The sequence below is a fragment of the Hyphomonas sp. CACIAM 19H1 genome, assembly GCF_003325995.1.
GTDB lineage: Bacteria > Pseudomonadota > Alphaproteobacteria > Caulobacterales > Hyphomonadaceae > Hyphomonas > Hyphomonas polymorpha.
Genome location: NZ_CP016437.1, coordinates 3,634,914 through 3,655,522 on the forward strand (window position 1 = coordinate 3,634,914; position 20,609 = coordinate 3,655,522).

Below are 20,609 nucleotides of genomic sequence, written 5' to 3' on the forward strand. Positions count from 1 at the left end.
CGCGTCAGGTGTTTTGCTTGAGATAGCCCCCGGTGTATGGGTCTGGGAGCGTCGGAGGTAATGTGTGAGTATTTTATCCAACATGCAACAGAAAACGACACGTATCGCGCGGCCTCTCGGTCTCGTGATCCTGGTGGCCGCCATTTCGGGGGCTGCGGTGGCCGAGCCAAAAGCGCTTGGACGGTTCAAGGACTGGGCGGTGTTCACCGAGGAAAAAGGCGGTGATCTGATCTGCTATGCCGCCACCGAGGCCAGCTCCAAGGCCCCCTCTTCGGTCAAGCATGGCGATGTCTGGTACTATGTGACCAGCTGGAAGTCTGGCCAGGCCAGGAACCAGCCGAGCTTCCGGGTCACCTATGATCTCAAGGCCGATAAAGCCCCCAAGACCACCATCGGGCGGTCTTCCTGGCAGATGTTTGTTGCCGGCCGCGAGAGCTTTGCGGACGATGCCGATGATCCGCGCATTGTCGACGCGCTGAAGAAAGGCTCCAGCCTGACCGTCACCGCCCAGTCAGCGCGCGGAACGAATGTCACTTACCGATTCTCCCTCAGCGGCTCGGCCGACGCGATTGCCAAGGCCGAAGAAGCCTGCCGCTGACCGGCCAAACGAAAAGCGGCGGCCTCCCGAAGGAGACCGCCGCCTGACTGCTCAGGTTCCTGAACCTGCCGCGATTACTGGGTAACCGGCGTCAGGATGATCTCAACGCGGCGGTTCTGAGACCGGCCCGCTTCGGTCGAATTGTCAGCCACCGGATAGTCGATGCCCATGCCGATAGCCGACATACGAACCGATTGCACACCCTGGTTGACGAGGTAGCCGCGCACAGCATCGGCGCGCTGCTGCGACAGGCGCTGGTTGAAATCGCGGGCGCCTTCCGAAGAGGCGTGGCCACGGATGTCAACAGCGGTCGAGGGGTACTCGTTCAGCGTGGCAGCAACCTGGTTCAGCGTCTGAAAGAAGCTCGGCTGGATCGTTGCGCTGCCTTGCTGGAAGGAAATGCCCGAGGGCATGGTCAGAGCAATCTGATCACCCTGACGCTCGATCTCGATGCCGGTGCCTGCAGTCTGCTGACGCAGTTTTTCTTCCTGCCGGTCCATGTAGACGCCAACCGATGCGCCAGCGACGGCGCCAACGGCAGCGCCGATGGCCGCGTTACGTCTGTCGTCACCGCCCGCCATCATCCCGGCGCCAGCGCCGAGGATTGCACCGGCAGCGCCCGTGGTGAGAACGCGCTGACTGGGGCCGGTTTCGCAAGCATGAACGATCGGCAGCATCAGTGCGGCCGCGATGAGAACTGATTTCTTCATGAGAAGGACTCCCTGTGGATGAAGTAACATTACCGCCTGTGGCATGATCAATATGAACGGAGGCCAACTGGGCGATGAATTTTCTATTTTCCCTCTGAAATGAAGGGATTTTCGAATTCTGGCGCGTTAAACTCTGTCCATGTTCGCGCCGTTTTCCTTATGCGTCTGCTCATGCTATAGGCCCGCCCATGACAATAACCCTCGACCTCAGCCGCCGGAATAACGCTGTGCCTGGCAACAAACGCCTGACGGGCCTTTCGGTTCCCGCGCTCAAGGCGGAGCTGGAGGCCCTCGGCCTTGAGCCCAAGCCAGCCAGCATGCGCGCGCGCCAGCTGCGCCGCTGGATTCACCATTTCGGGGTGACCGATTTTGCCGCGATGACCGACATCGCCAAGGATCTGCGCGCGCAGCTTGCCGAGAAGTTCGAGATCGACCGTCCGGATATCGCCGACCATCAGGTGAGCCGCGATGGCACGCAGAAATGGCTGATCCGCTACGCCCCAGGAATTGAGGGCGAGAGCGTCTATATTCCGGATGTCGGCAAGGCGGGCGCGCTGTGCGTCTCTTCGCAGGTTGGCTGCACGCTGAACTGCACCTTCTGCCATACGGGTACGCAAGCTCTGGTGCGCAACCTGACCGCGCAGGAAATCGTCCAGCAGGTCATCATCGCCCGCGACGCGCTTGCCGAATGGCCCTCCTCCAATGAAGACCGCCGCCTGACGAATATCGTCTTCATGGGGATGGGCGAGCCGCTCTACAATCTCGACAATGTGGCCGAGGCGATCGACACGATTTCCGATGGCGATGGCATTTCCATCGGCCGGCGCCGCATTACGGTCTCAACGGCAGGCGTCGCCCCGAAGATCCCGGAGCTTGGCGCGCGCACCGGCGCAATGCTGGCCATCTCGCTGCACGCCACCAATGACGATCTGCGTAATGAACTCGTCCCGCTGAACCGAAAGTATGACATCAAAACGCTGTTCGAAGCGATCCGTGCGTACCCGGACCTTGGCAATTCCAAGCGCGTGACTTTCGAATATGTGATGCTGAAAGGCGTCAATGACACGCTGGCCGAAGCGCGCGATCTGGTGAAGCTGCTGAAAGGCGTGCCTTCGAAGATCAACCTCATCCCGTTCAATCCCTGGCCAGGCTCGCCCTATGAGTGTTCGGACTGGGAGACGATTGAAGCCTTCGCCGAAGTGCTGAACCGCGCAGGCTATGCCTCCCCCATCCGCACACCGCGCGGCCGGGATATTCTCGCCGCTTGCGGGCAGCTGCGGTCGGAAAGCGTCAAGGTCCGCGCCAGCGAACTGCGCAAGCAGCGCCTGGCGGCCGAAGGCTCAGAAACGCAGGGCTAACAGCCCTTGCATCAGCGGCGCTTATGCACCAGGCGGTCCCAGATGGCGCCGGGAATATTGGAATAGTCGTCCGTCCACGCACGGCCCCCATCGCTTTCCAGAACACTCCACACGCCGGTGGAATCCAGGGGCGCGAGCGCGAGATCATTTCGGGCAATCGCCACGACTGCGCTGGATTGAGCGCGATAGCCCGTTTCCCGTACGGTGTGATATTGCATGCGGGCGGGCGCGCCGAGTTCACCGGCGACGCGGCCAACGACCGTTTCGAGCGCCATATAGCGGTTGGAAACATGCAGCAGCAGGACGCCGTCTTCCTTCAGGCGGGAAAGATAAAGCGCGACGGCTTCCCGGGTCATCAAATGAGTGGGTACGGAGTCTGACGAGAAGGCATCGATCAGCAGAATGTCGAATGCGCCTTCCGGCTCTGAAACCAGGGTGAGCCGGCCATCGCCCAGAACAATGTCCGCATCGGGCGTGCACTCAGAGAGGTATGTGAAACGTGCCGGATCGCTGGCGAGGCGGGCAACGATGGGGTCGATCTCATAGAAGGTGTAGTGCTGCCCTTCCCCGGCATAGCAGGCCACAGACCCCGCCCCCAGGCCCAGCGCGCCAACCCTGCCGGGGCGCGTATGGCCTGCGAAGACCTGGCCGATGGGTGTTTCCGGCGCATAATAGGTGGCAGGCCGCCAGGCTTCTTCACCGAGGGCCTGGGCGCCGTGCAGCGTGGTACCATGCACCATGACGCGGTAGCCGTCCCGGTCGTGGATCTTCACCACGCCAAAAAATCCGCGCTCTGAATAAGCGCCCACCGTCGGGCTCGTCGCGGCGCCTATTGCCCAGATTGCGGCGGCAGCGCCGACGCTGGCAAGCCGGGAGCGGCGCACTGCGTAAAGCGCCACGAGCGCCAGAACCAGAAGCACGAAGAAGGATCGCTCCGGCTCACGCGCCAAGGCGGGAACTTCGTACACATACTGCGCAATGATCGCCAAGCCGCCGGCAACCGCCGCCACCACGATCATCCAGGTCGGCCCAAGCCAGTAACGCTGAGGCATCAGCAGCAGCGCCGCCAACAGCATCAGCGGATACTCGGCGACAGTGGTGAAGATGACAGGCACGAGCAGCGCATTGAACGCGCCGCCCAGGACACCCCCCAGCGACATCAGAAGATAGAATTCGGTGAGGCGGCCCGTCTCCGGGCGGTCGTTTGCCAGAAGGCCATGGCAGGCAACGGCAGCGAAGAACAGGGCCGTCAGGTGGACAACGAAGGTAAGCAGTGTCGGCACGCCCGACACCTTCGTCAGCACAAAGAGGGCAAGCCCCGCGCATACCGGCAGGATGGTCATCGCGGCCGGCAGGCTGATAGGTGGCCGTTTGGCGAAGACCACGATGAAGCTGCCGATATAGAGCATCAGAGGGGGCGCCCAGAGGAAGGGCGCGCTGGCCACATCCGTGGAGATATGCGTGGTCACGCCGACGAGAAGGCTGGAGGGAACGAAGGCCAGAACAAGCCACCAGAGGCGCTGGCGCCAGACGCTTGGAGAGGGCTCAGCGCTACGTGCCGCTTGGCTTGTAGAAACCGGCACTGCTCCCTCGGCAGGCGCGCGCATCGTCAGCAGGCCGCAGCCGATCAGCAGCACCAGCAGCACGCCATACCCGGCCGACCAGGCCATCGCCTGCCCTGCCAGCGGCGCGAGCGGCTCCAGCAGCAACGGATAGGCTGCCAGCCCGAGGAGCGAACCGGCATTGCTGGCGGCATAGAGATGGTAGGGATCGTGGGCATCGTCCCGGCCCGTGCGCGCATACCATGCCTGGATCAGCGGGGCGGTTGCCGAAATGATCGCGAAGGGCGGCGCGATCGAAACGGCAAACACCCCGATCAGCCAGAGCGCCGGGCGCGCGGGATCTGGATCGCCAAAGAGGCCGGTCAATTCAAACGGCAGGACAAGCGCGGCGATAACGAGCAGCGCGCCATGCACCATCACCTGCCGGGAAAGCGACTTCACGAGATGCGTCAGCAGGTGGGCGTAGGCATATCCAGCCAGCAGCGCCGCCTGAAAACAAACCAGCGACACATTCCAGACATTCGGAGACCCGCCGAGCAGCGGCGTTGCCATGCGGGCAAACATTGGCTGGACGAGGAAGACCAGCGCCGCTGACAGAAACACGGTCACGACAAAGGGCAAGCCGGCAAATCTGTGCAGGAGGGGACCGGCGGGCGGCGCGTGGGCGGCGGAAGGCTGGTTCATCGAGGACCCCTTTAACGCAAGACTATCAAAGGGGGGTAAAGGACAGCTTTCACAGCATAGACACTTGGCGCAGTTGCGAATCCACGGCTGATGATTAACCTGTAAGGAATGCGTTTGCCTCCCTTTCTCCTGGCCCTCTGTGGCGCGGTTCTTTCAGCCTGCGGCAGCGCGGAAGAAGGCCCCTGCAAGACGCAAACCTTTGAAAACCTTCCCTATCTTGTATGCGAGTTTGATGCTTCGCAGGATACAATCCGGCTTTTCCTGCGCGATGAGACCGGCACCCCCTTCGGCCAGTTTGACCGGCTGGCCAATCACGTAGCCTCTCAGGGGGGCAACCTCGTCTTCGCCATGAATGCCGGCATGTATCATGACGACCGCCGGCCCGTGGGCCTCTATATCGAGGACGGCGAAGCGGAGATGGGCCTGGTACGCTCGGCTGGGCCCGGCAATTTCGGCATGCTGCCCAATGGGGTCTTCTGGATCGATAACGGCCGGGCGGGCGTTTCCGAAACCCTTGCCTTCGATGAGCGGTTCAAGGATGCCCCGCCGCGCTTTGCCACCCAGTCCGGCCCGATGCTGGTGATTGATGGCGAGCTTCACCCGGCGCTCAATCCGGATGGCACGAGCCTGCGCCGCCGCAACGGTGTTGGCGTCAGCGCAGATGGCCGCACTGTCTATTTCGTCATCAGCGATGTTTCCGTGAACTTCCATTCGTTCGCGCGCCTCTTCCGGGACGAGCTTGGCACGCCCAACGCGCTCTATCTCGATGGGGCGGTCTCAAAGGTGTATGTGCCAGCGCTGGAGCGCGTCGAGACCGGGCTGGACATGGGCCCCATCGTCGGCGTCATCCGGGAATGAAAACACTCGTCCTTTCGCCAGAACGCCGCCAGCGCCTTGTCGATGAACTCTGCAAGCTGGCGTCGCAGGATTTCGACATTGCGCTCAGCCCGTTTCAGGCAGGCGAACTGGTGGACCGCATGACGGCGCTGATCGTCCGGCAGTCTACAATGAAGCTGTGCAGGATGTGCGTATGCACCTGCAGCGGGGTCTTGATGATCTCGATGGCGAGGTTTTCGTGGACGATCCCGCCTGACTGCTGAGCGCTTCTTACAGGTCGGATAAGCCGGTTGCGGACCCTCCGGGCCGGCCATATCTGCCTCCCAGACCCCGTACCAATAATTGGAAGAGCCCCCCATGACGCCCACACTTTACGGCCTGAAAAACTGCGACACCTGCAAGAAGGCGATCAAGGAGCTCGAAGCGGCCGGAAAACCCGCCGAGTTTGTGGACATTCGCGCCGAGGCCGACCTTCCCTCCAAACTGCCACGCTGGATTGCAGCGGTGGGCGAAAAACTCGTCAATCGCAGCTCCACCACCTGGCGCAGCCTGTCGGACGAAGACAAGGCGCGGGCGAGCGGTGTTACTCTCGAAGGCTTGCTGCTGGGCAACCCCACTCTGATCAAACGCCCGGTGATCGAGACGGGCGATGAGGTGCTTGTAGGCTGGACAGCCGAAACCAAGGCAAGGCTCGGCTGACGAGAACAGCGAGGGCAAAGCGCCCGAAATTTTCTCCAGGCCGCGCGACGGATGATAAAGCCGCCATACGTTGAACACGGACTGGCTGCCGGAGACGTGTGATGCGCCCCTTGATCGCGACCCTGATTTTAAGCTGCATACTGCTCGGAGGGGTGGCAGCCGCCGCGCCGGGCCCCTCCCCCAAAGCCGAAACCCTTTCGGTGAAGGCAGGCAAGGACCAACGCGAGTTTATTCTCTACACTCCGCAAGACACCCGCCGAGGTATGCCCGTTGTGCTGGTTTTCCATGGCGGCGGCGGCGGCGCGGAGTGGATGGCGTCAAAATCCCGCAAGCTGGCCCGCACCTTCACCGAAGCGGGCTATGCGGTGGTCTATATGAACGGCTCCTCCCGCAGGGACGGCGAAAAGCTGCGGACCTGGAACGCCGCCCATTGCTGCGCCTATGCCCAGCGCCAGAACATCGATGAAGCCACCTACATCAACGCGGCGGTCGACGCGCTTGACCGCAAGATCGGAATAGACCGTACACGGATATTCCTGGTGGGCCATTCCAACGGCGCGATGCTGTCCTACCGGGTCGCCGGGCAGATGAAAGACGCTCCCCGTGCCATCGCCCCGATCAGCGGCGCCATCTTTGCCGACCAACCCGCCCTTCCCGCGCGTACGTCGATCTTCATGTACCATGCCAAGGATGACGAGGTGCTGAGTTATTCCGGCAACCCGGATGACAAAGCCGAACGCTGGCGCACGCAGCCGCACCTTGGTTTTGAAAAGGCGGAAGTAGAGCTTGCCCGCCTCAAAGGCTGCGGCGCGCCAGGCATCGCCTCGCCTGCGCCCGGCCTGACCGAAATCCGACGCGCCTGCGCAGGAGGCTCAACCCTGCTGGCCCTGAGCGCAGAAACCGGCGGCCATGAATGGGCTTCGCGGGCCGCCGCCAGCTATCAGATCGAAGACACCCTTCTCACCTTCTTCAACAGCCAGCGCTGATCGTCAGGCAGGGATCAGCACGCCCGCAAGGTTATCGAGCGCATTCGTCCATCCGACCTTGACGCCTTCCAGCAGGTCTGAACCGTCCACCGCGACTGTCTGCAGGGTAAGCACCATACGCGTTCCGTTTTCCACGCCGATAAACTCGGCCGAAATCAGGCTCACGCCCAGCAGTGTGGATCCCTCGCTGATTGCCTCGGAATAAACGATCCGCGCGTCTGGCACGATATCAAGATAGCGCCCGACTACCGTGGCCACCGGCTCGCCGCCCACCATGCAGATCTGGATATCTTCGCCGCCAACGCGGAAATCCGCGGCTTCATTGCGAATCTCGACATCAGTGGACGGAGCACCCCAGATACGCCGTATCTCTGGATCTTCCCAAGCCCGGAACACCCGCATGGGGCTCGCCGCATAGGTTCTCTCGAGTGTTTCGGTCCGGTGCACCATCGTCTGATGGGTCATTGGGTATCTCCTTTTTGATTGAGCAAGTCGCCGAGCCGGTCGAGCCGGCCCTGCCAGGCGGCATGATAGCGGGCGATCCACCGGTCGAGGTCGGCAAGACGCTGCGTTTCCAGCCGGCAAGTGCGCACTCTCCCGGTCTTCACCGTGGTGATGAGACCCGCCGCTTCCAGGACACGCACATGCTGCAGAAAACTTGGGAGAGCCATGTCATAGCCCGCCGCGAGATCGGTCACGCTTGCCTCCCCTGTCGACAGTCGCGCAATGATGTCCCGGCGCGTCGCATCTGCCAGGGCACTGAAACCCCGGTCGAGAAGGTGAGGATCGATCGGCGAATGGTTAGTCATATGCCTTAGTATCGCGCGCCGCCGGGCGAGTCAATATACTTAGGTTATCCCCTAACTTTCCAGTTAATCGCCTTGGCCTAATGGTTTCGTCGTTGCCCCTCTTCCGGGGGTAGGAGACCCGCAGGCCCTCCGTTAGTTGCTGGCGAGCACCAACCCGGAGCCGCCCATTCATGCGCCTTGCCCTCGCCGCGTTCAGCCTGCTGGCTTTCAGCATCACCGCTCATGCAGAAGCCGAACCCTGCCCCGAGGATGCCGAGCAACGCCTCTATGAAATGGTTGAATCCATTGGGCGAGGCGCGCAATCCGACGCAGCGCCCGTTGCAGCGCTGGCCGAATGGGCGGTGGCAACCTGCCAAGCCAGAACTCATGTTCAGGCCCTCGCTGCCACGCTGCTGGGCGCCGTAATCCAGGCCACCCCGGACAGGCAGAAGCTGGCCCACTATGTCGATCTTGCCGAGCGCGCGATCAGCCTCAATGACAGTTCATGGAACCCGCGAATTGGCCCGGCCGTCCTTAAGAAGTCCGATGGCTCAAGTATCGATTATTTCGGGTACAGTCAGGCCACGGGCGTACTGATTGACCGGGTGCTGCCCTATGGGGTGGCGCTGGCAGAGGCAGGTATGCCCCCGCGCCTGCTTTCCGGAGAACCTTATTCCGGCTGCCCATATGCAGCCCATTCCGCCAGCCGCTTGGCGGACGAGGCCCGACTGTGGGATAAAAACGTTTTCATGAAATCCGATCAGCCGTTGTTTGTCCTGGCTGAAACCCGGCTCCAGATGCTGCAAGCCTCCTGCCCCAGCCATCGCCGTGACCTCAACTTTTACCTCGCCCGGCTATACGGCCAGGAAGTTGAAGTGCTCACCGGCTGGGGCCATCATTACAGTGAAGACTTCCAGATGCGAAATGGAGGCTGGTACTGGCGCCACGAAATGCTTCGTGACCTGATCTTCGAAGAAGACGAGATGCTGGCGCGGAAAGCGGAATTCGATGCCCGCGCCCGCCCGCTGGCAGAAAAGGCAAAGCCCTATCTGGACGCGCTCTACAAGCTTCCCGAAACCCTTGCAGCCAAGGACCACGAACAGCTCGAGCAGGCCAACAGATGGAAAAAGACAGTTGACGCCAGCCTGGCGGCAGACTGATCAGTTCTCGTCGCGCTCGTTGGCAATATCGGCGGCGATATCCTCAACCGCCGCGTCTGTCGCTTCGACGACCTCATTCGCTGCAGCGCTCGCTTCCGTCGCCGCCGCGCCCATCATCCGGTCCATCCGCGCGCCGGCGGATTCGAAGGACCCGTCTACCAGGCGGAAGATCATCATGATGGCGAAGAACAAGACCAGAATGGCCGTCACGATTGCATGAAACGCTTTCATTGGTGTCAGATGCCCCTGCTCAACCTATCGAATTAACCAATGCGCGTCCGCGCCAAAGGTTCCCCACACCCCCTTCCCCCGGCCGCCCATCTCCCCTATGGTTCCCCTATCCGAGGGGCGCGCATGGCAAGCGCTGAGATGGGGCCGATACCGCTCCAGCACCCTTTGAACCTGATCCGGGTCGCGCCGGCGTAGGAACGGAAACCGAGACGCTAAACGCTCCCGGGTCTTCACAGTTGATTGGAGACCCAGATGAACAAGCCCACCAAGCCCGGCGATTTCGACGCCCCCAAAGTCACGACCGGCGCCCTGCCCGCCAGCCGCAAGGTCTATACCCATCCCGCCCCCGGCCTTGCCGTGCCCCACCGGGAGATTGACCTTCATCCGTCTGCCAATGAGCCGCCGGTGCGCGTCTATGACACCTCCGGCCCCTATTCGGACCCGGCCGCCGAGATCGATGTGGAAAAAGGCCTGCCCCGCGGCCGCCGCGACTGGATCCTGGAGCGTGGCGGCGTGGAGGAATATGAAGGCCGGGACGTAAAGCCCGAAGACAATGGCGGCGCCACCGGCAAATATCTCGCCCGCGAATTCCCGGTGAAGCACAGGCCCCTGCGCGGCCTGCCCGGCCAGAGGGTGACCCAATACGAGTTCGCCCGCGCCGGCATCATCACCAAGGAGATGATCTATGTGGCCGAGCGGGAAAACCTCGGGCGGCAGCAGGCGCTCGAAAACGCCCGCGCGCAGATTGACCAGGGCAATTCCTTCGGCGCGGAGATCCCCGAATTCATCACACCCGAATTCGTCCGTTCAGAGATTGCCCGTGGCCGCGCCATCATCCCCTCCAACATCAACCATGCCGAGCTTGAGCCCCAGATCATCGGGCGCAACTTCCTTGTGAAGATCAATGCCAATATCGGCAACTCGGCCGTTGCCTCCTCCGTGGAAGAGGAAGTGGAGAAAATGGTCTGGGCGACCCGCTGGGGCGCGGACAATGTGATGGACCTCTCCACCGGCCGCAACATTCACAACACCCGCGAATGGATCATCCGCAACAGCCCCGTGCCCATCGGCACCGTGCCGATCTATCAGGCGCTGGAGAAGGTCAACGGCATTGCCGAAGACCTTACCTGGGAAGTCTACCGCGACACGCTGATCGAGCAGTGCGAACAGGGCGTCGATTATTTCACCATCCATGCCGGTGTGCGCCTCGCCTATATCCACCTCACCGCAAAGCGCGTCTGCGGCATCGTCTCGCGCGGCGGCTCCATCATGGCGAAATGGATGCTCGCCCATCACAAGGAGAGCTTCCTCTACACCCATTTCGAGGAAATCTGCGACATCATGCGCGCCTATGATGTCTCCTTCTCATTGGGGGATGGCCTACGCCCCGGCGCGATTGCGGACGCGAACGACGCGGCCCAGTTTGCAGAGCTCGAAACGCTCGGTGAGCTGACGAAGATCGCCTGGGCGAAGGGCTGCCAGGTGATGATCGAAGGGCCCGGCCATGTGCCGATGCACAAGATCAAGATCAACATGGACAAGCAGCTCAAAGCCTGCGGCGAAGCCCCCTTCTACACGCTCGGGCCGCTGGTGACCGATATTGCTCCGGGCTATGACCACATCACCTCCGGCATCGGCGCGGCGATGATCGGCTGGTTTGGCACGTCCATGCTCTGCTATGTGACGCCCAAGGAGCATCTGGGCCTGCCGGACCGGAATGATGTGAAGGTCGGCGTGATCACCTACCGCATCGCCGCCCATGCGGCCGACCTCGCCAAGGGCCACCCGGCGGCGCAGCTGCGCGATGATGCGCTGTCGCGCGCGCGGTTTGAATTCCGCTGGGAAGACCAGTTCAACCTGGCGCTCGACCCCGAAACCGCCCGCGACTTCCACGACCAGACCCTGCCGAAAGACGCACATAAAGTGGCCCATTTCTGCTCCATGTGCGGCCCGAAATTCTGCTCGATGAAGATCACCGCGGAAGTCCGCGACTACGCCGCCGGAATGTCCGAGAACGAACGGATGGACCTGGAAAAACAGGCCGCCGAAGCCCGCAAGGGCATGGAGGAAAAAAGCCGCGAGTTCCTGGACAAGGGCGGGGAGATTTATCTCTCCGAGGATGGCCGGAAGAGAGAGGCGATTGATTAAAGCGGAATGCCGGACGCTATTATCATAGCTGGCGCGAATGGTGCGGGCAAAACCACTTTTGCCCGCCACTTTGTCCCGATGGCTTTCCCCAATGCAGTGTTCCTCAATGCTGACGAGATACAGGCAGAAAGCGCAACGACAGCTTCGCCATTGGCGGCCGGCAGAGAACTCATCCGCCGACTCGAGGAAACGGTTGCCGCCCACCGGGATTTCATTGTGGAAACAACGCTTTCCTCAAATCAATATACCAAAAGAATTCCCGCTTGGCAGGTTGAGGGGTACACGGTCACCCTGATCTTTCTGGAAGTCCCCCGGGCCTGACTTCGCCGTCGCGCGTGTCGAAAAGCGCGTGGCCATGGGTGGTCACGGAATTCCTGAAAAGGACATAAGACGCCGCTATCATCGGGGATTGGAGTTGTTTGAAGCAACCTATCGTCACCTGCCGGACTTGTGGTATTGGTATAAGTGGAATGGACAAAGCTATGAAATCTTCGACCAGTTCACAAAAGCGCCCTGACCGGGCCATGATAGAACGTGCGCTCAAAGCGGCCGCGAAAGACGGCACCTCTGGGCGTGCCGAGTTGCAATCCGGTCGTTACAAACCCTCTCCATCAAAGCGCTAGCATTGGTAGGGTGGGTTGAGCGAAGCGATACCCACCGTCTGCCCTCGCCGCACCCGCCGCCCGGTGGGTTACGCCTTCGGCTAACCCACCCTACGAGGCTTCGCGTGCCAAAGCCCCCATCACTCCATTCGCGCATCTTGTTAGCAATGACAGCTCGGCGCAGAGGCCGATAAAGGCATCATCTTGACCCGGAAATGAAACCCGAAAGATAGTTACAACGCGGGTCAGTTCTCAGCAGAAATCAACACTCAATACCGCTAAATGCGCACTCAGCGTGCTATCGGACCATAGATAAACTGCCGACTTTTCTTACTCGCAAATCCGGCCATTCCGTCCACCTCGTAGCGAGGGTCGGCATTTTCATGCCAATATACGTCATTTCCAACTGCTTGGCTCGATGGAGCACTCTCGCGCTTAAGCGGAAGACGAAATACCACTGCAAGTGGACAAAGCGACCCAGCGGGCTCATCCACCCTTAATACCTCATTCCCCCGCGCAATTTCATCTTCATAAATGGGTAATAGATCGGGACTCAATTTTTTACGAATGTCGTTCATCTTCATTTTCCTAGCGGAATAGTCTGCAAGGGTTGCAAACTAGTTCCATAATTTCTGATGAAAAACTGATTTGCTCGACCTAAGCCAAGATGGGGATTGGCCAAAGCAAGCGTAGGGTGGGTTGAGCAGCGCGATACCCACCGTCCGCCCCCGCCCCACACGCCGCCCGGTGGGTTACGCCTTCGGCTATCCCACCCTACGACGCTTCCCGCGCCAAAGCCCCCATCACCCCATTCGCCCGTCTTGCCTTGACGCATTCAAAGCTCCCGGCACGGAAGGCGCGGCAGGCTTCGGGGCGGTCTTCGTAGACTTGGCAGGCGGCCTTGCCGTTTGACAGGTCTAGGTGAATGCAGTGGCCGCATTCGAAGCGGACGAAGGTGCGCCCCTCTTCGGTGAAGAGGCTTTCCGGCGGCAGGGAGCGGGCGGCGTCCCAGGGGAGGAGTTCGAGATAGCGGGGGTTCCGGCTGAAACAGCAGGCGCCGCAGGACACACAGTCAAACGACACATCGGGCATGGGATTGCGAAAGACGGCTCCACCGCCCGGCCCGCGCCTCTCGCAGCTCCCGGCAGCGCGGCGCGATTTACGCCAACTCATTTTTCCATGCAAGAGGGGCCGTCCCTGCCGGAACGGCCCCTTTAAGAAGGTGGCTTTTCAGCCTGCCTCAGCTGCCGAATTCGGCGCGCAGCTTGGCAAGGGTCGCCTCATCGGTTTCGGCCAGCTGGATAATCTCCGTATACCGCTTGGGCGTGATGCCTTCGGTCTGGATGGCGGCGGTGATCTGCTGCTCGGCCTTGGCCTGAACGGCAGCGGCCTCATCCTCGCTCGTGGCAGCCTGCAGCTCCAGCGTCATCTTGTTGGCAACCTCAGTCACCTTCTTGTTGGCGGCCACGAACTGGGTGGCTTCAGCGTCTGTCATCGGCGCGATGGCCACGGGCGCTGCCTCAGTGCCCTGCGCAAGAGCCGTGCCCCCGCCCATGGCGGCCAGCGCCAGCATTGCCGAAACAGTGCGTGCCCGGAATTTCTGTAGAGCCATGATACGTTCTCCTCTCAGGTCTCTCCAAATGTCTGGCATCAGCCAAACAAAAGCGGGCCAGCGGCTCAACCCCTGGAGCGCCTTTCTGAGGGGATTGTAATATAATGCTTTGTCATGACATTCCGGACACGAACCCGTATCCTGAAGCGCCCACAACAGAAAACGCCTAGACCGCCGGCACCTGCGGGCTGAGCCGGCCACCCATCCGGATCGGCTCCACGCGCAGGGCGAGGCCCGTGCGGTCGTCCGTTTCTACATAGGTTCCGCACAACGTCCCCTCGCCGAGGGCGGGCTGATACCGCTCTCCGGGCAATTGCGTGGTGAACCGGTAAAGCGACATTTCCTTCTGCATACCGATCACCGAATCATAATCCCCGCACATGCCGGCGTCCGTGTGATAGGCCGTGCCGCCATTCAGGATCATCGTATCGGCGGTGGGCACATGCGTATGGCTGCCGACCACAAGGCTGGCGCGGCCATCGCAATGATGACCCATGGCCATCTTCTCGCTGGTCGCCTCGCAATGCATGTCCACGATCACGGCGTCCGCCACCGCGCCCAGCGGCATCTGGTCGAGCGCCGCATCGGCCGCCACGAACGGACAGGCCAGCGACTGGCGCATGAAGACATTGCCCTGAAGCTGCACCACGCCCACCCGGCGCCCGTCGGGCAGCATGTAAAGCTCTGCCCCCTTCCCCGGCGCGCCAGCGCCCACGGGGTAGTTCAGTGGGCGGAGCAGGCGCGGCTCGCGCTCGATATAGGTGAGGGCTTCACGCTGATCCCAGGCATGGTCGCCCAGCGTGAGGCAGTCTGCGCCTGCGCCGAAGAACTCCTCCGCAATCTGACGGGTGAGCCCAAAGCCACCGGCGGCATTCTCGCCATTCACCACGACAAAATCGAGCCGCAGCCGCGCGCGCAGGCCTGGCAGGTGCTCCAGCACCGCCGCCCGTCCGGGCTTGCCGACGACATCTCCAAAAAACGCCAGTTTCATACGCTCAAGCCTATGACTCCATTATCCCTCATTGAAAAGGGCGCGGCAGCCTTCCGGCCCCGCGCCCTTCCCTGTCTTGCCTCAGCCGGCAATCGCTTACTTGTTGCCGGCGGAGAAGCCGAGCTTCGTCTTGTCCAGCTTCTTGGCCGGGTCAGACGGGTTGCTTGCCGCGTCAACGAAGGTCTGCGCCGTCACCGGCGTCTGCGGCGTCATGCTGATCGTCAGGGTCTTGGGATCCTGAACGAAGCTGGAGATCGCCGTTGCCAGCTCGGTTACGACGGCCACATCAATGCCGGTGCTGCCCGCCATCATCGGCGCCATGGCCATCACGCCGGAAATCTGCGCGCGCAGGTTTGCCGGGTCCTCACCAGACTGAGCGGCATAAGCGTTCAGAGCGCGGTTGAAGAAGCCATTGTCGGCGAACGAGACTTCAAACTGATGGAAGGCCAGCTTGCTCATCATCGCCTCCATCATCGCGTCCGGATTGGCCTCAAGCTGAGCGGCCGACGACGCAGCGGCAATTGCCTTGGAGCCTTCATACTTGGCCGAAACGTCCAGCTTGAAGCCATCATTAAGCTGCCAGTAGTTCTTGCCCTTCGGCAGGGTCACGACGTCTGCATCCGGATCATAAAGCTGCTCGCCGGCGGCGCTCAGCGTCAGTGTCTCATAGCCCAGTGTCGCCAGCGCGCCGGCAAACTGCTCCCCATCGGGATTGTCACGGGCAGCCACTGTCAGCGTGAACGGATCGGTGGTGATCTTGGTCGCCCGGCCCTGGCCATCGCGGCCAACATAGGAATTGAACGAGGCCATATCGATGCTGGCGCCGATGACGTCCGCCTTCAGGCCCTTCATCAGGGCTGCGTCAAAACCCGGATTGCCCGGATCGGCCTGCATCGCCTCGGTCATGGCGGTGGGATCGGCCGAGCTGTTGGCAGCCGCGGCGATCAGGCCGTAGTCGAGACCGGCAAGGCCAAAGCCGTCCAGCGTGATGTTCACGTCTCCGGAGGTTTCTTCGCTGAACTGGAAGTTCAGCTTCGACAGGCCGAGCTTGCCGGCCTTCTCTTCCTTCAGCCCGTCGATATAGAACGAGGCCAGCTCAAAGCCGCCCGAGCCGCTTGCATCCACGATGTCGAGATCGACATCCTTGATGGCCCAGCGATCAAAAGACAGCGCCGCGCCTTCGGGAAGATCGGCGGGCTCGCCCTGCCCGAACAGGCTGGCCACCCAGGCGGCGGTTTCCGGCGACGGGTTGATCAGTTCGATGGTGCCGACCGTGCCCCGGCTTTGATCTTCAGAGCCTTCAACCGGGGTCACGGAAATGTCGGACAAGCGCATCAGCGAGAAGTTCGCCGCGCCATTGATCATGCCGAGGCCGTCAAATTCCAGCTTGGCAGCCTTAACCACCGGCGGCGGGCCGGCCGGCTCGGTCGCGTTCATGCTGGCGCTGTACTCTTCCAGCGTCATTTCCGAGCCATCATCGGCAATGCCGTCGCCATCATAATCCATATAGGAGAAGAGCTCAGCGATCTCTTCTTCGGTGTAGAGCGGCTCGCTTGGGCCCGTGTCCCTGGGGATGGACAAGATCACATTCGTGAAGACCGCCTTGTCACCGTTGATATCCCGGCTGTCGAAAGACAGGATACCAGATCCGGACTCAGCCAAAGAGAAGGCTGCTAAGGCCTGAGAAGCGGTAGCTGCATCCCCTTTCCGAAGCGAGATGTCCGAAAGTTTTGACACATCAAATTCAACTGCCGCGAGAGCGGCCTCACCACTCGGCTTGTCTTTCTGCCCACATGCCGTAAGCAAAGTTATAGCGATCACGCCGGTGAGCAGATACTTCATAAGATGTCCCTCTGGTTTCGGTTTGGGGGGTGCGGTGTGGCCGCTGTGTTTAGTGCGGATTCTTTACACATGCTCTACAACAATGGCCAGACCATGACATTGAAGGCACCCGGCGGACAGCGGGTGAAAGTACGCCTTGAGGTCAATGCCAAGGCCAGGCGGCTGATTATCCGGCTCGACGAGCGCCGCCGGGAAGCCGTTGCGATTGCGCCAAGTCCACGGCAGATGGAAGCCGCCGCCGCATTCGCGGCCGAGCGGGTGGACTGGATTTCCTCAAGGCTTCAGCACCTTCCGGAAATCGTCCGATTCGAAGAGGGCGCAATTTTCAACTACAGGGGGTATCCCTGTCAGATTTCAGGTGAGGGCGGAGGCCGGCTGGCCAAGCTTTCGGCAGGCGAGCCAAAAATCCTTTCTGTTCCAGGGGATGCCGAAACCATTCATCTGCGGGTGGAGCGGTTCCTGAAGAAGCAGGCGCGTGCCGAGCTGACACGTGCTGTTAAACGCCACACCGAGACCCTTGGCGTTGAATATAAAGGAATTTCCGTTAAGGACACGCGCTCCCGCTGGGGATCGTGCACCTCTGATGGGCAGCTTTCCTTCTCATGGCGACTTATCATGGCCCCGCCGGAAGTCCTTGATTACGTGGCCGCCCACGAATGCGCCCACCTGAAAGAGATGAACCATTCGAACAAATTCTGGTCTCTGGTGGCAAAATGCTGCCCTGACTGGAAGCGCCACAGATCCTGGCTGCGCGTTCACGGGGCAGAACTTCAGGCCGCTGGTGAATAATCCGTGTCAAGACGGATTTTCCGCACAAACCGGAAATAAATTTTCTCCCCAAGAGGGAGAATACCGATTCCAGACCGAAGCCCGCCGGAGCACCCTGAGTATTTGAGTGCGGTTTTGAAGCTTAGGTCTCGAGTTGGGATTTGGACTCAGGGAGAGAGAACTCGAACCCGATTGCGCGCGCGCCATAGGCCCCTTCGCGATAGCGTTCGATGTTCTCTTTGAACCACTCCTGGATATGCTCAAAGATATGCGCATTGAAGGGCCGGGCATCTTCCTCCGTGATCGGGAGGTGGAACTCGTATTCGGCGCCCTCCTCGATATGCACGATGAAGCTCTCGCCCGCCTTCCGGCAGTGCAGCGCCAGCCGCAACCAGTCCTGCGACTTGGTAACCCGTACGGCCAGGCCAAATGAGACCGGCCCCAGCGGACGAAAACCGCGCGGCGGAATGGAGAAGGCCTGGTCGCCATAGGAGCGCGGCTCAAAGGGACCGGCCGGGGGCACCAGATGCACGCACACACCATCGCTGGCGCCCAGATAGTCACAGAGGCCCGAACGGACCTCTTCCGCGAGGCGCCGGATACGGTTGTAGTTTTCCTCCGCCAGGGCCTGGTAGACCTCAACAGTGGCAACAAGTTCATCGAAGCGGGACATAGGCGACAGCCTTATTCTGCAGATTGGAGTGGTTTGCAGGCGAGCCTAGCGTCTATGCCTTCCGGCGCCAATCAGGCAGCTGGTCTTCGCGCACCTGCGAGCGGGGTCACCTGCGCCCCGCCCATTCCGGCGGCATCCGGCTGCAACGCCAGAGGCAGGGTCGTGCGCGCCATCTCAATGGCGAGCGACGGCGCCGCGCCCTCCCCAAAGCTGCGGATGAGCACCCGGATGGTTTCGAGGAATACGGCCTCTTCCTCGACAATCTGGCCATAGCGCGCTGCAATCGGCCCCACGAGGCCGTAAGCCAGGAACACGCCGAGGAAGGTGCCCAGCAGCGCAGCCCCGATCATCGCGCCCAGAATGGCGGGCTCCTGATCAATCGCGCCCATGGTGCGGATGATGCCCAGCACTGCCGCCACAATGCCCAGCGCCGGCAGGGCGTCGGCCAGGGTCTGCAGCGCGCCGACTGCCTTGGCCCGCTGCGCCATATGCCCGTCAATGGCTTCCATCATCCGCTGATCCGCCCGCTGAGGATCAGAAAGATCCAGCGCCATCAGGCGGAACGCGTCACAGATCAGCGTGCGTGCAGGCGCATCTTCCAGAATGCGGGGCGCGGCTTGGAAAAGCGCTGATTCCTCCGGCATCTCGATGTCAGCTTCGATGGCGACAAAGCCCCGGCGCTTGACGGCTCGCATCAGGCCGCCGGTCAACGTGAAGAGGTCGGCATAGTCCGCCTTCTTCCAGCGCGCGCCCTTGAAGGCGCGCACAAAACCGGCAAACGCCTCCCGCGCAACGGCAGGCGAATTTGCCAGCATCACCGTGCCGATGGCCGCCCCGCCGATCAGCGCCAGCTCAAACGGCAGCGCGTGCATCGCCGCCGGTCCGCCGGTCAAGGCAAGACCACCGCCCACCAGCAGGAGCACAATGACAAGACCGGCAAGTTGGAGCACCGCGCGTCATTTCCCTTTCAAGACTCAGAAGCTGAGCCTACCCTTCATGCCCGGCGCGTCTTAAAGCCACGTTCACAAGGGGCGTATTCGGGCGCACCGCACTCGGCAAAATCCGTGGGGAGCGGAAAACATACTCATGCCAGGCACAAATGACCGGCTGCCCGATCAGTCCCGCCCGGATCGCCGGGGCGCTTTCATCCTTCTCTTCTTCGCGCTCATGGCCATCGGGGCCGGCAATACCATGCTGCTTGCCGCAGTGCTGCCCCAGCTGACGCGGGAAATGGAGATGCCGGACTGGATGGCCGGCGCCGTATTTTCACTCTCGGCCCTGCTGTGGTCGCTCACCTCTCCCTTCTGGGGGAAACGCTCCAACATCTGGGGCCGCCGCAAGGTCGCCGCCATTGGCCTGGCTGGCTATGCCGCCTCAATGTTCTTCATCTGGCTGACAGGACGGCTCGCCCTGTCCGGCATCATGACGAACATCATTCTTGTCTTCATTTGCCTCGCGCTGGCCCGCTCACTGTTCGGCCTGATCGGCTCGGCGGCCAACCCGGCCGCGCAGGCCTATGTAGCCGACCGCACCAGCAAGGCAGAGCGCCAGAGCGAGATTGCCTTCCTTTCCTCCGGCTTCAGCGTGGGCAGCGTCATTGGTCCGGCGTTTGCCGCCGCGCTGGTGGCCTGGGTCGGTATCCTCTCCCCTGCCCTGGTGACCGCGCTGCTGGCGGGCACGATGGCTGCGCTCGTCTGGTGGCGCCTGCCGGAAACCCGCGCGCCAGTCGCCGACGCCGTCAAACTGGAAGCGGAAATCAGCGCCAAGGGCCTCTGGCACTCTGACCGGGTACTGCCCTTCCTCGTCTATGCGGTCGCCATGTCACTGGTCACCGGCGTACTGACCCAGGTGTTCGTTTTCGCCGTGATGGACAAGCTCGGTGTCGCGGGACGGGAGGCTGCACAATATACCGGCCCGGCCTTCACCGTAGGCGCAGTAGCCGTGCTGCTCGCCCAGCTCGTGATCATTCCGCGCCTGCATCTGCGCAACAAGACCCTGATGTGGGTGGGCTGCGTGCCGCTCCTGATGGGCACACTGATGATTGTCTTCGCCAATGATTTTGCGAGCCTCATCCTGTCACAATTCCTGATCGGCCTTGGCCAAGGCCTTGCCCGGCCTGGCTTCTCCAGCGGTGCCTCGCTCGCCGTCTCGCCCCAGCTTCAGGGAAATGTCGCCGGGCTCGTCATCTCCGCCAACGGTATGGGCTACATCGTGACGCCCTTCTTCGGGCTGTTCTTCTACGAATATGTCAGCCGCGAACTGCCATTCTATCTCTGCGCCGGCATGCTGATTGCGATGTTCTTCTATGCCCGGTTCGGCATGAAGGACGGGCTGGGCGAGATCCGGGAGGACGACTGACG

Annotated in this window: 23 protein-coding genes and 1 riboswitch; of the genes, 11 read left to right on the plus strand and 12 right to left on the minus strand. The window is 61.6% G+C overall.

Annotated features, from left to right (window positions below; all coding sequences use genetic code 11):
* The first annotated feature begins 82 nt into the window (after positions 1 to 82).
* Positions 83 to 598 carry an invasion associated locus B family protein gene (locus BBF93_RS17015; protein ID WP_233349188.1) on the plus strand — a complete coding sequence of 172 codons (516 nt, stop codon included), beginning with the start codon at positions 83 to 85 and terminating at the stop codon, positions 596 to 598.
* 74 nt (positions 599 to 672) lie between these two features.
* On the opposite strand, the gene BBF93_RS17020 is transcribed toward BBF93_RS17015, so the two are convergent.
* Positions 673 to 1,308: an OmpA family protein gene (locus BBF93_RS17020; RefSeq protein WP_084324349.1), complete on the minus strand. Its 636-nt coding sequence runs from the start codon at positions 1,306 to 1,308 to the stop codon at positions 673 to 675.
* Positions 1,309 to 1,496: 188 nt separating this feature from the next.
* Between BBF93_RS17020 and rlmN the strand changes: the two genes are divergently transcribed.
* A complete protein-coding gene (gene rlmN, locus BBF93_RS17025; RefSeq protein ID WP_114106696.1) occupies positions 1,497 to 2,666 on the plus strand; it encodes a 23S rRNA (adenine(2503)-C(2))-methyltransferase RlmN in 1,170 nt (389 codons plus the stop codon).
* An 11-nt stretch (positions 2,667 to 2,677) separates the two neighbouring features.
* Here rlmN and BBF93_RS17030 read toward each other — a convergent pair whose 3' ends face one another.
* On the minus strand, positions 2,678 to 4,912 hold the full coding sequence (locus tag BBF93_RS17030; RefSeq protein WP_114106697.1) for a spermidine synthase: 2,235 nt from the start codon (positions 4,910 to 4,912) through the stop codon (positions 2,678 to 2,680).
* A gap of 108 nt (positions 4,913 to 5,020) precedes the next feature.
* Here BBF93_RS17030 and BBF93_RS17035 point away from each other — a divergent pair, with 108 nt between their 5' ends.
* The 4 genes from BBF93_RS17035 to BBF93_RS17050 all read left to right on the plus strand — a co-directional run bounded on the left by BBF93_RS17035 (position 5,021) and on the right by BBF93_RS17050 (position 7,434).
* Entirely contained in the window at positions 5,021 to 5,770 is a 750-nt protein-coding gene (locus BBF93_RS17035; RefSeq protein WP_035600349.1) for a phosphodiester glycosidase family protein, read from the plus strand.
* Complete coding sequence (locus tag BBF93_RS20100; RefSeq protein WP_370454391.1) at positions 5,767 to 6,012, plus strand: hypothetical protein; 246 nt, start codon at positions 5,767 to 5,769, stop codon at positions 6,010 to 6,012. Before BBF93_RS17035 ends, BBF93_RS20100 begins: the two co-directional genes overlap by 4 nt.
* 94 nt (positions 6,013 to 6,106) lie before the next feature.
* Positions 6,107 to 6,448 carry an ArsC/Spx/MgsR family protein gene (locus BBF93_RS17045; protein ID WP_114106698.1) on the plus strand — a complete coding sequence of 114 codons (342 nt, stop codon included), beginning with the start codon at positions 6,107 to 6,109 and terminating at the stop codon, positions 6,446 to 6,448.
* 101 nt (positions 6,449 to 6,549) lie between these two features.
* Entirely contained in the window at positions 6,550 to 7,434 is an 885-nt protein-coding gene (locus tag BBF93_RS17050) for a PHB depolymerase family esterase (protein ID WP_035600342.1), read from the plus strand.
* 3 nt (positions 7,435 to 7,437) lie between these two features.
* Here the strand turns inward: BBF93_RS17050 and BBF93_RS17055 are convergent, their stop codons facing one another.
* A complete protein-coding gene (locus BBF93_RS17055; RefSeq protein ID WP_035600341.1) occupies positions 7,438 to 7,899 on the minus strand; it encodes an SRPBCC domain-containing protein in 462 nt (153 codons plus the stop codon).
* Positions 7,896 to 8,243 carry a helix-turn-helix transcriptional regulator gene (locus tag BBF93_RS17060; protein WP_114106699.1) on the minus strand — a complete coding sequence of 116 codons (348 nt, stop codon included), beginning with the start codon at positions 8,241 to 8,243 and terminating at the stop codon, positions 7,896 to 7,898. The genes BBF93_RS17055 and BBF93_RS17060 overlap by 4 nt, the downstream gene beginning before the upstream one ends.
* Before the next feature lie 170 nt (positions 8,244 to 8,413).
* On the opposite strand from BBF93_RS17060, the gene BBF93_RS17065 reads away from it, so the two are divergent.
* Complete coding sequence (locus BBF93_RS17065; protein ID WP_114106700.1) at positions 8,414 to 9,382, plus strand: hypothetical protein; 969 nt, start codon at positions 8,414 to 8,416, stop codon at positions 9,380 to 9,382.
* Here the strand turns inward: BBF93_RS17065 and BBF93_RS17070 are convergent, their stop codons facing one another.
* The gene (locus BBF93_RS17070) at positions 9,383 to 9,613 is read right to left on the minus strand and encodes a hypothetical protein (protein WP_035600337.1); all 231 of its coding nucleotides are present in this window, start codon (positions 9,611 to 9,613) and stop codon (positions 9,383 to 9,385) included.
* Between the two features lie 103 nt (positions 9,614 to 9,716).
* A riboswitch (TPP riboswitch) is annotated at positions 9,717 to 9,828 on the plus strand.
* Positions 9,829 to 9,865: 37 nt separating this feature from the next.
* On the opposite strand from BBF93_RS17070, the gene thiC reads away from it, so the two are divergent.
* Positions 9,866 to 11,761, plus strand: a complete 1,896-nt coding sequence (gene thiC / locus BBF93_RS17075; RefSeq protein ID WP_035600335.1) for a phosphomethylpyrimidine synthase ThiC — start codon at positions 9,866 to 9,868, stop codon at positions 11,759 to 11,761.
* Between the two features lie 6 nt (positions 11,762 to 11,767).
* Positions 11,768 to 12,082 carry a zeta toxin family protein gene (locus BBF93_RS17080; RefSeq protein WP_114106701.1) on the plus strand — a complete coding sequence of 105 codons (315 nt, stop codon included), beginning with the start codon at positions 11,768 to 11,770 and terminating at the stop codon, positions 12,080 to 12,082.
* Between the two features lie 571 nt (positions 12,083 to 12,653).
* Here the strand turns inward: BBF93_RS17080 and BBF93_RS19620 are convergent.
* The 5 genes from BBF93_RS19620 to BBF93_RS17100 form a co-directional block, all read right to left on the minus strand.
* The gene (locus tag BBF93_RS19620; protein ID WP_162786620.1) at positions 12,654 to 12,941 is read right to left on the minus strand and encodes a hypothetical protein; all 288 of its coding nucleotides are present in this window, start codon (positions 12,939 to 12,941) and stop codon (positions 12,654 to 12,656) included.
* A 196-nt stretch (positions 12,942 to 13,137) separates the two neighbouring features.
* Positions 13,138 to 13,455 carry a YkgJ family cysteine cluster protein gene (locus tag BBF93_RS17085; RefSeq protein ID WP_035597991.1) on the minus strand — a complete coding sequence of 106 codons (318 nt, stop codon included), beginning with the start codon at positions 13,453 to 13,455 and terminating at the stop codon, positions 13,138 to 13,140.
* Between the two features lie 148 nt (positions 13,456 to 13,603).
* Entirely contained in the window at positions 13,604 to 13,975 is a 372-nt protein-coding gene (locus BBF93_RS17090; protein WP_035597990.1) for a DUF4168 domain-containing protein, read from the minus strand.
* Positions 13,976 to 14,141: 166 nt separating this feature from the next.
* Complete coding sequence (locus BBF93_RS17095; protein WP_114106702.1) at positions 14,142 to 14,966, minus strand: TIGR00282 family metallophosphoesterase; 825 nt, start codon at positions 14,964 to 14,966, stop codon at positions 14,142 to 14,144.
* A gap of 96 nt (positions 14,967 to 15,062) precedes the next feature.
* The gene (locus BBF93_RS17100; protein WP_035597987.1) at positions 15,063 to 16,808 is read right to left on the minus strand and encodes a hypothetical protein; all 1,746 of its coding nucleotides are present in this window, start codon (positions 16,806 to 16,808) and stop codon (positions 15,063 to 15,065) included.
* Between the two features lie 69 nt (positions 16,809 to 16,877).
* On the opposite strand from BBF93_RS17100, the gene BBF93_RS17105 reads away from it, so the two are divergent.
* Positions 16,878 to 17,597 carry a M48 family metallopeptidase gene (locus BBF93_RS17105; protein WP_035597985.1) on the plus strand — a complete coding sequence of 240 codons (720 nt, stop codon included), beginning with the start codon at positions 16,878 to 16,880 and terminating at the stop codon, positions 17,595 to 17,597.
* A 121-nt stretch (positions 17,598 to 17,718) separates the two neighbouring features.
* On the opposite strand, the gene BBF93_RS17110 is transcribed toward BBF93_RS17105, so the two are convergent.
* Together BBF93_RS17110 and BBF93_RS17115 are read right to left on the minus strand one after the other, a co-directional pair.
* Positions 17,719 to 18,249, minus strand: coding sequence for a hypothetical protein (locus BBF93_RS17110; protein ID WP_035597983.1), 531 nt, complete (start codon positions 18,247 to 18,249; stop codon positions 17,719 to 17,721).
* A gap of 71 nt (positions 18,250 to 18,320) precedes the next feature.
* Complete coding sequence (locus BBF93_RS17115) at positions 18,321 to 19,199, minus strand: motility-associated protein (RefSeq protein WP_035597980.1); 879 nt, start codon at positions 19,197 to 19,199, stop codon at positions 18,321 to 18,323.
* A 136-nt stretch (positions 19,200 to 19,335) separates the two neighbouring features.
* Between BBF93_RS17115 and BBF93_RS17120 the strand changes: the two genes are divergently transcribed.
* A complete protein-coding gene (locus tag BBF93_RS17120; protein ID WP_035597977.1) occupies positions 19,336 to 20,607 on the plus strand; it encodes an MFS transporter in 1,272 nt (423 codons plus the stop codon).
* Positions 20,608 to 20,609 lie beyond the last annotated feature (2 nt).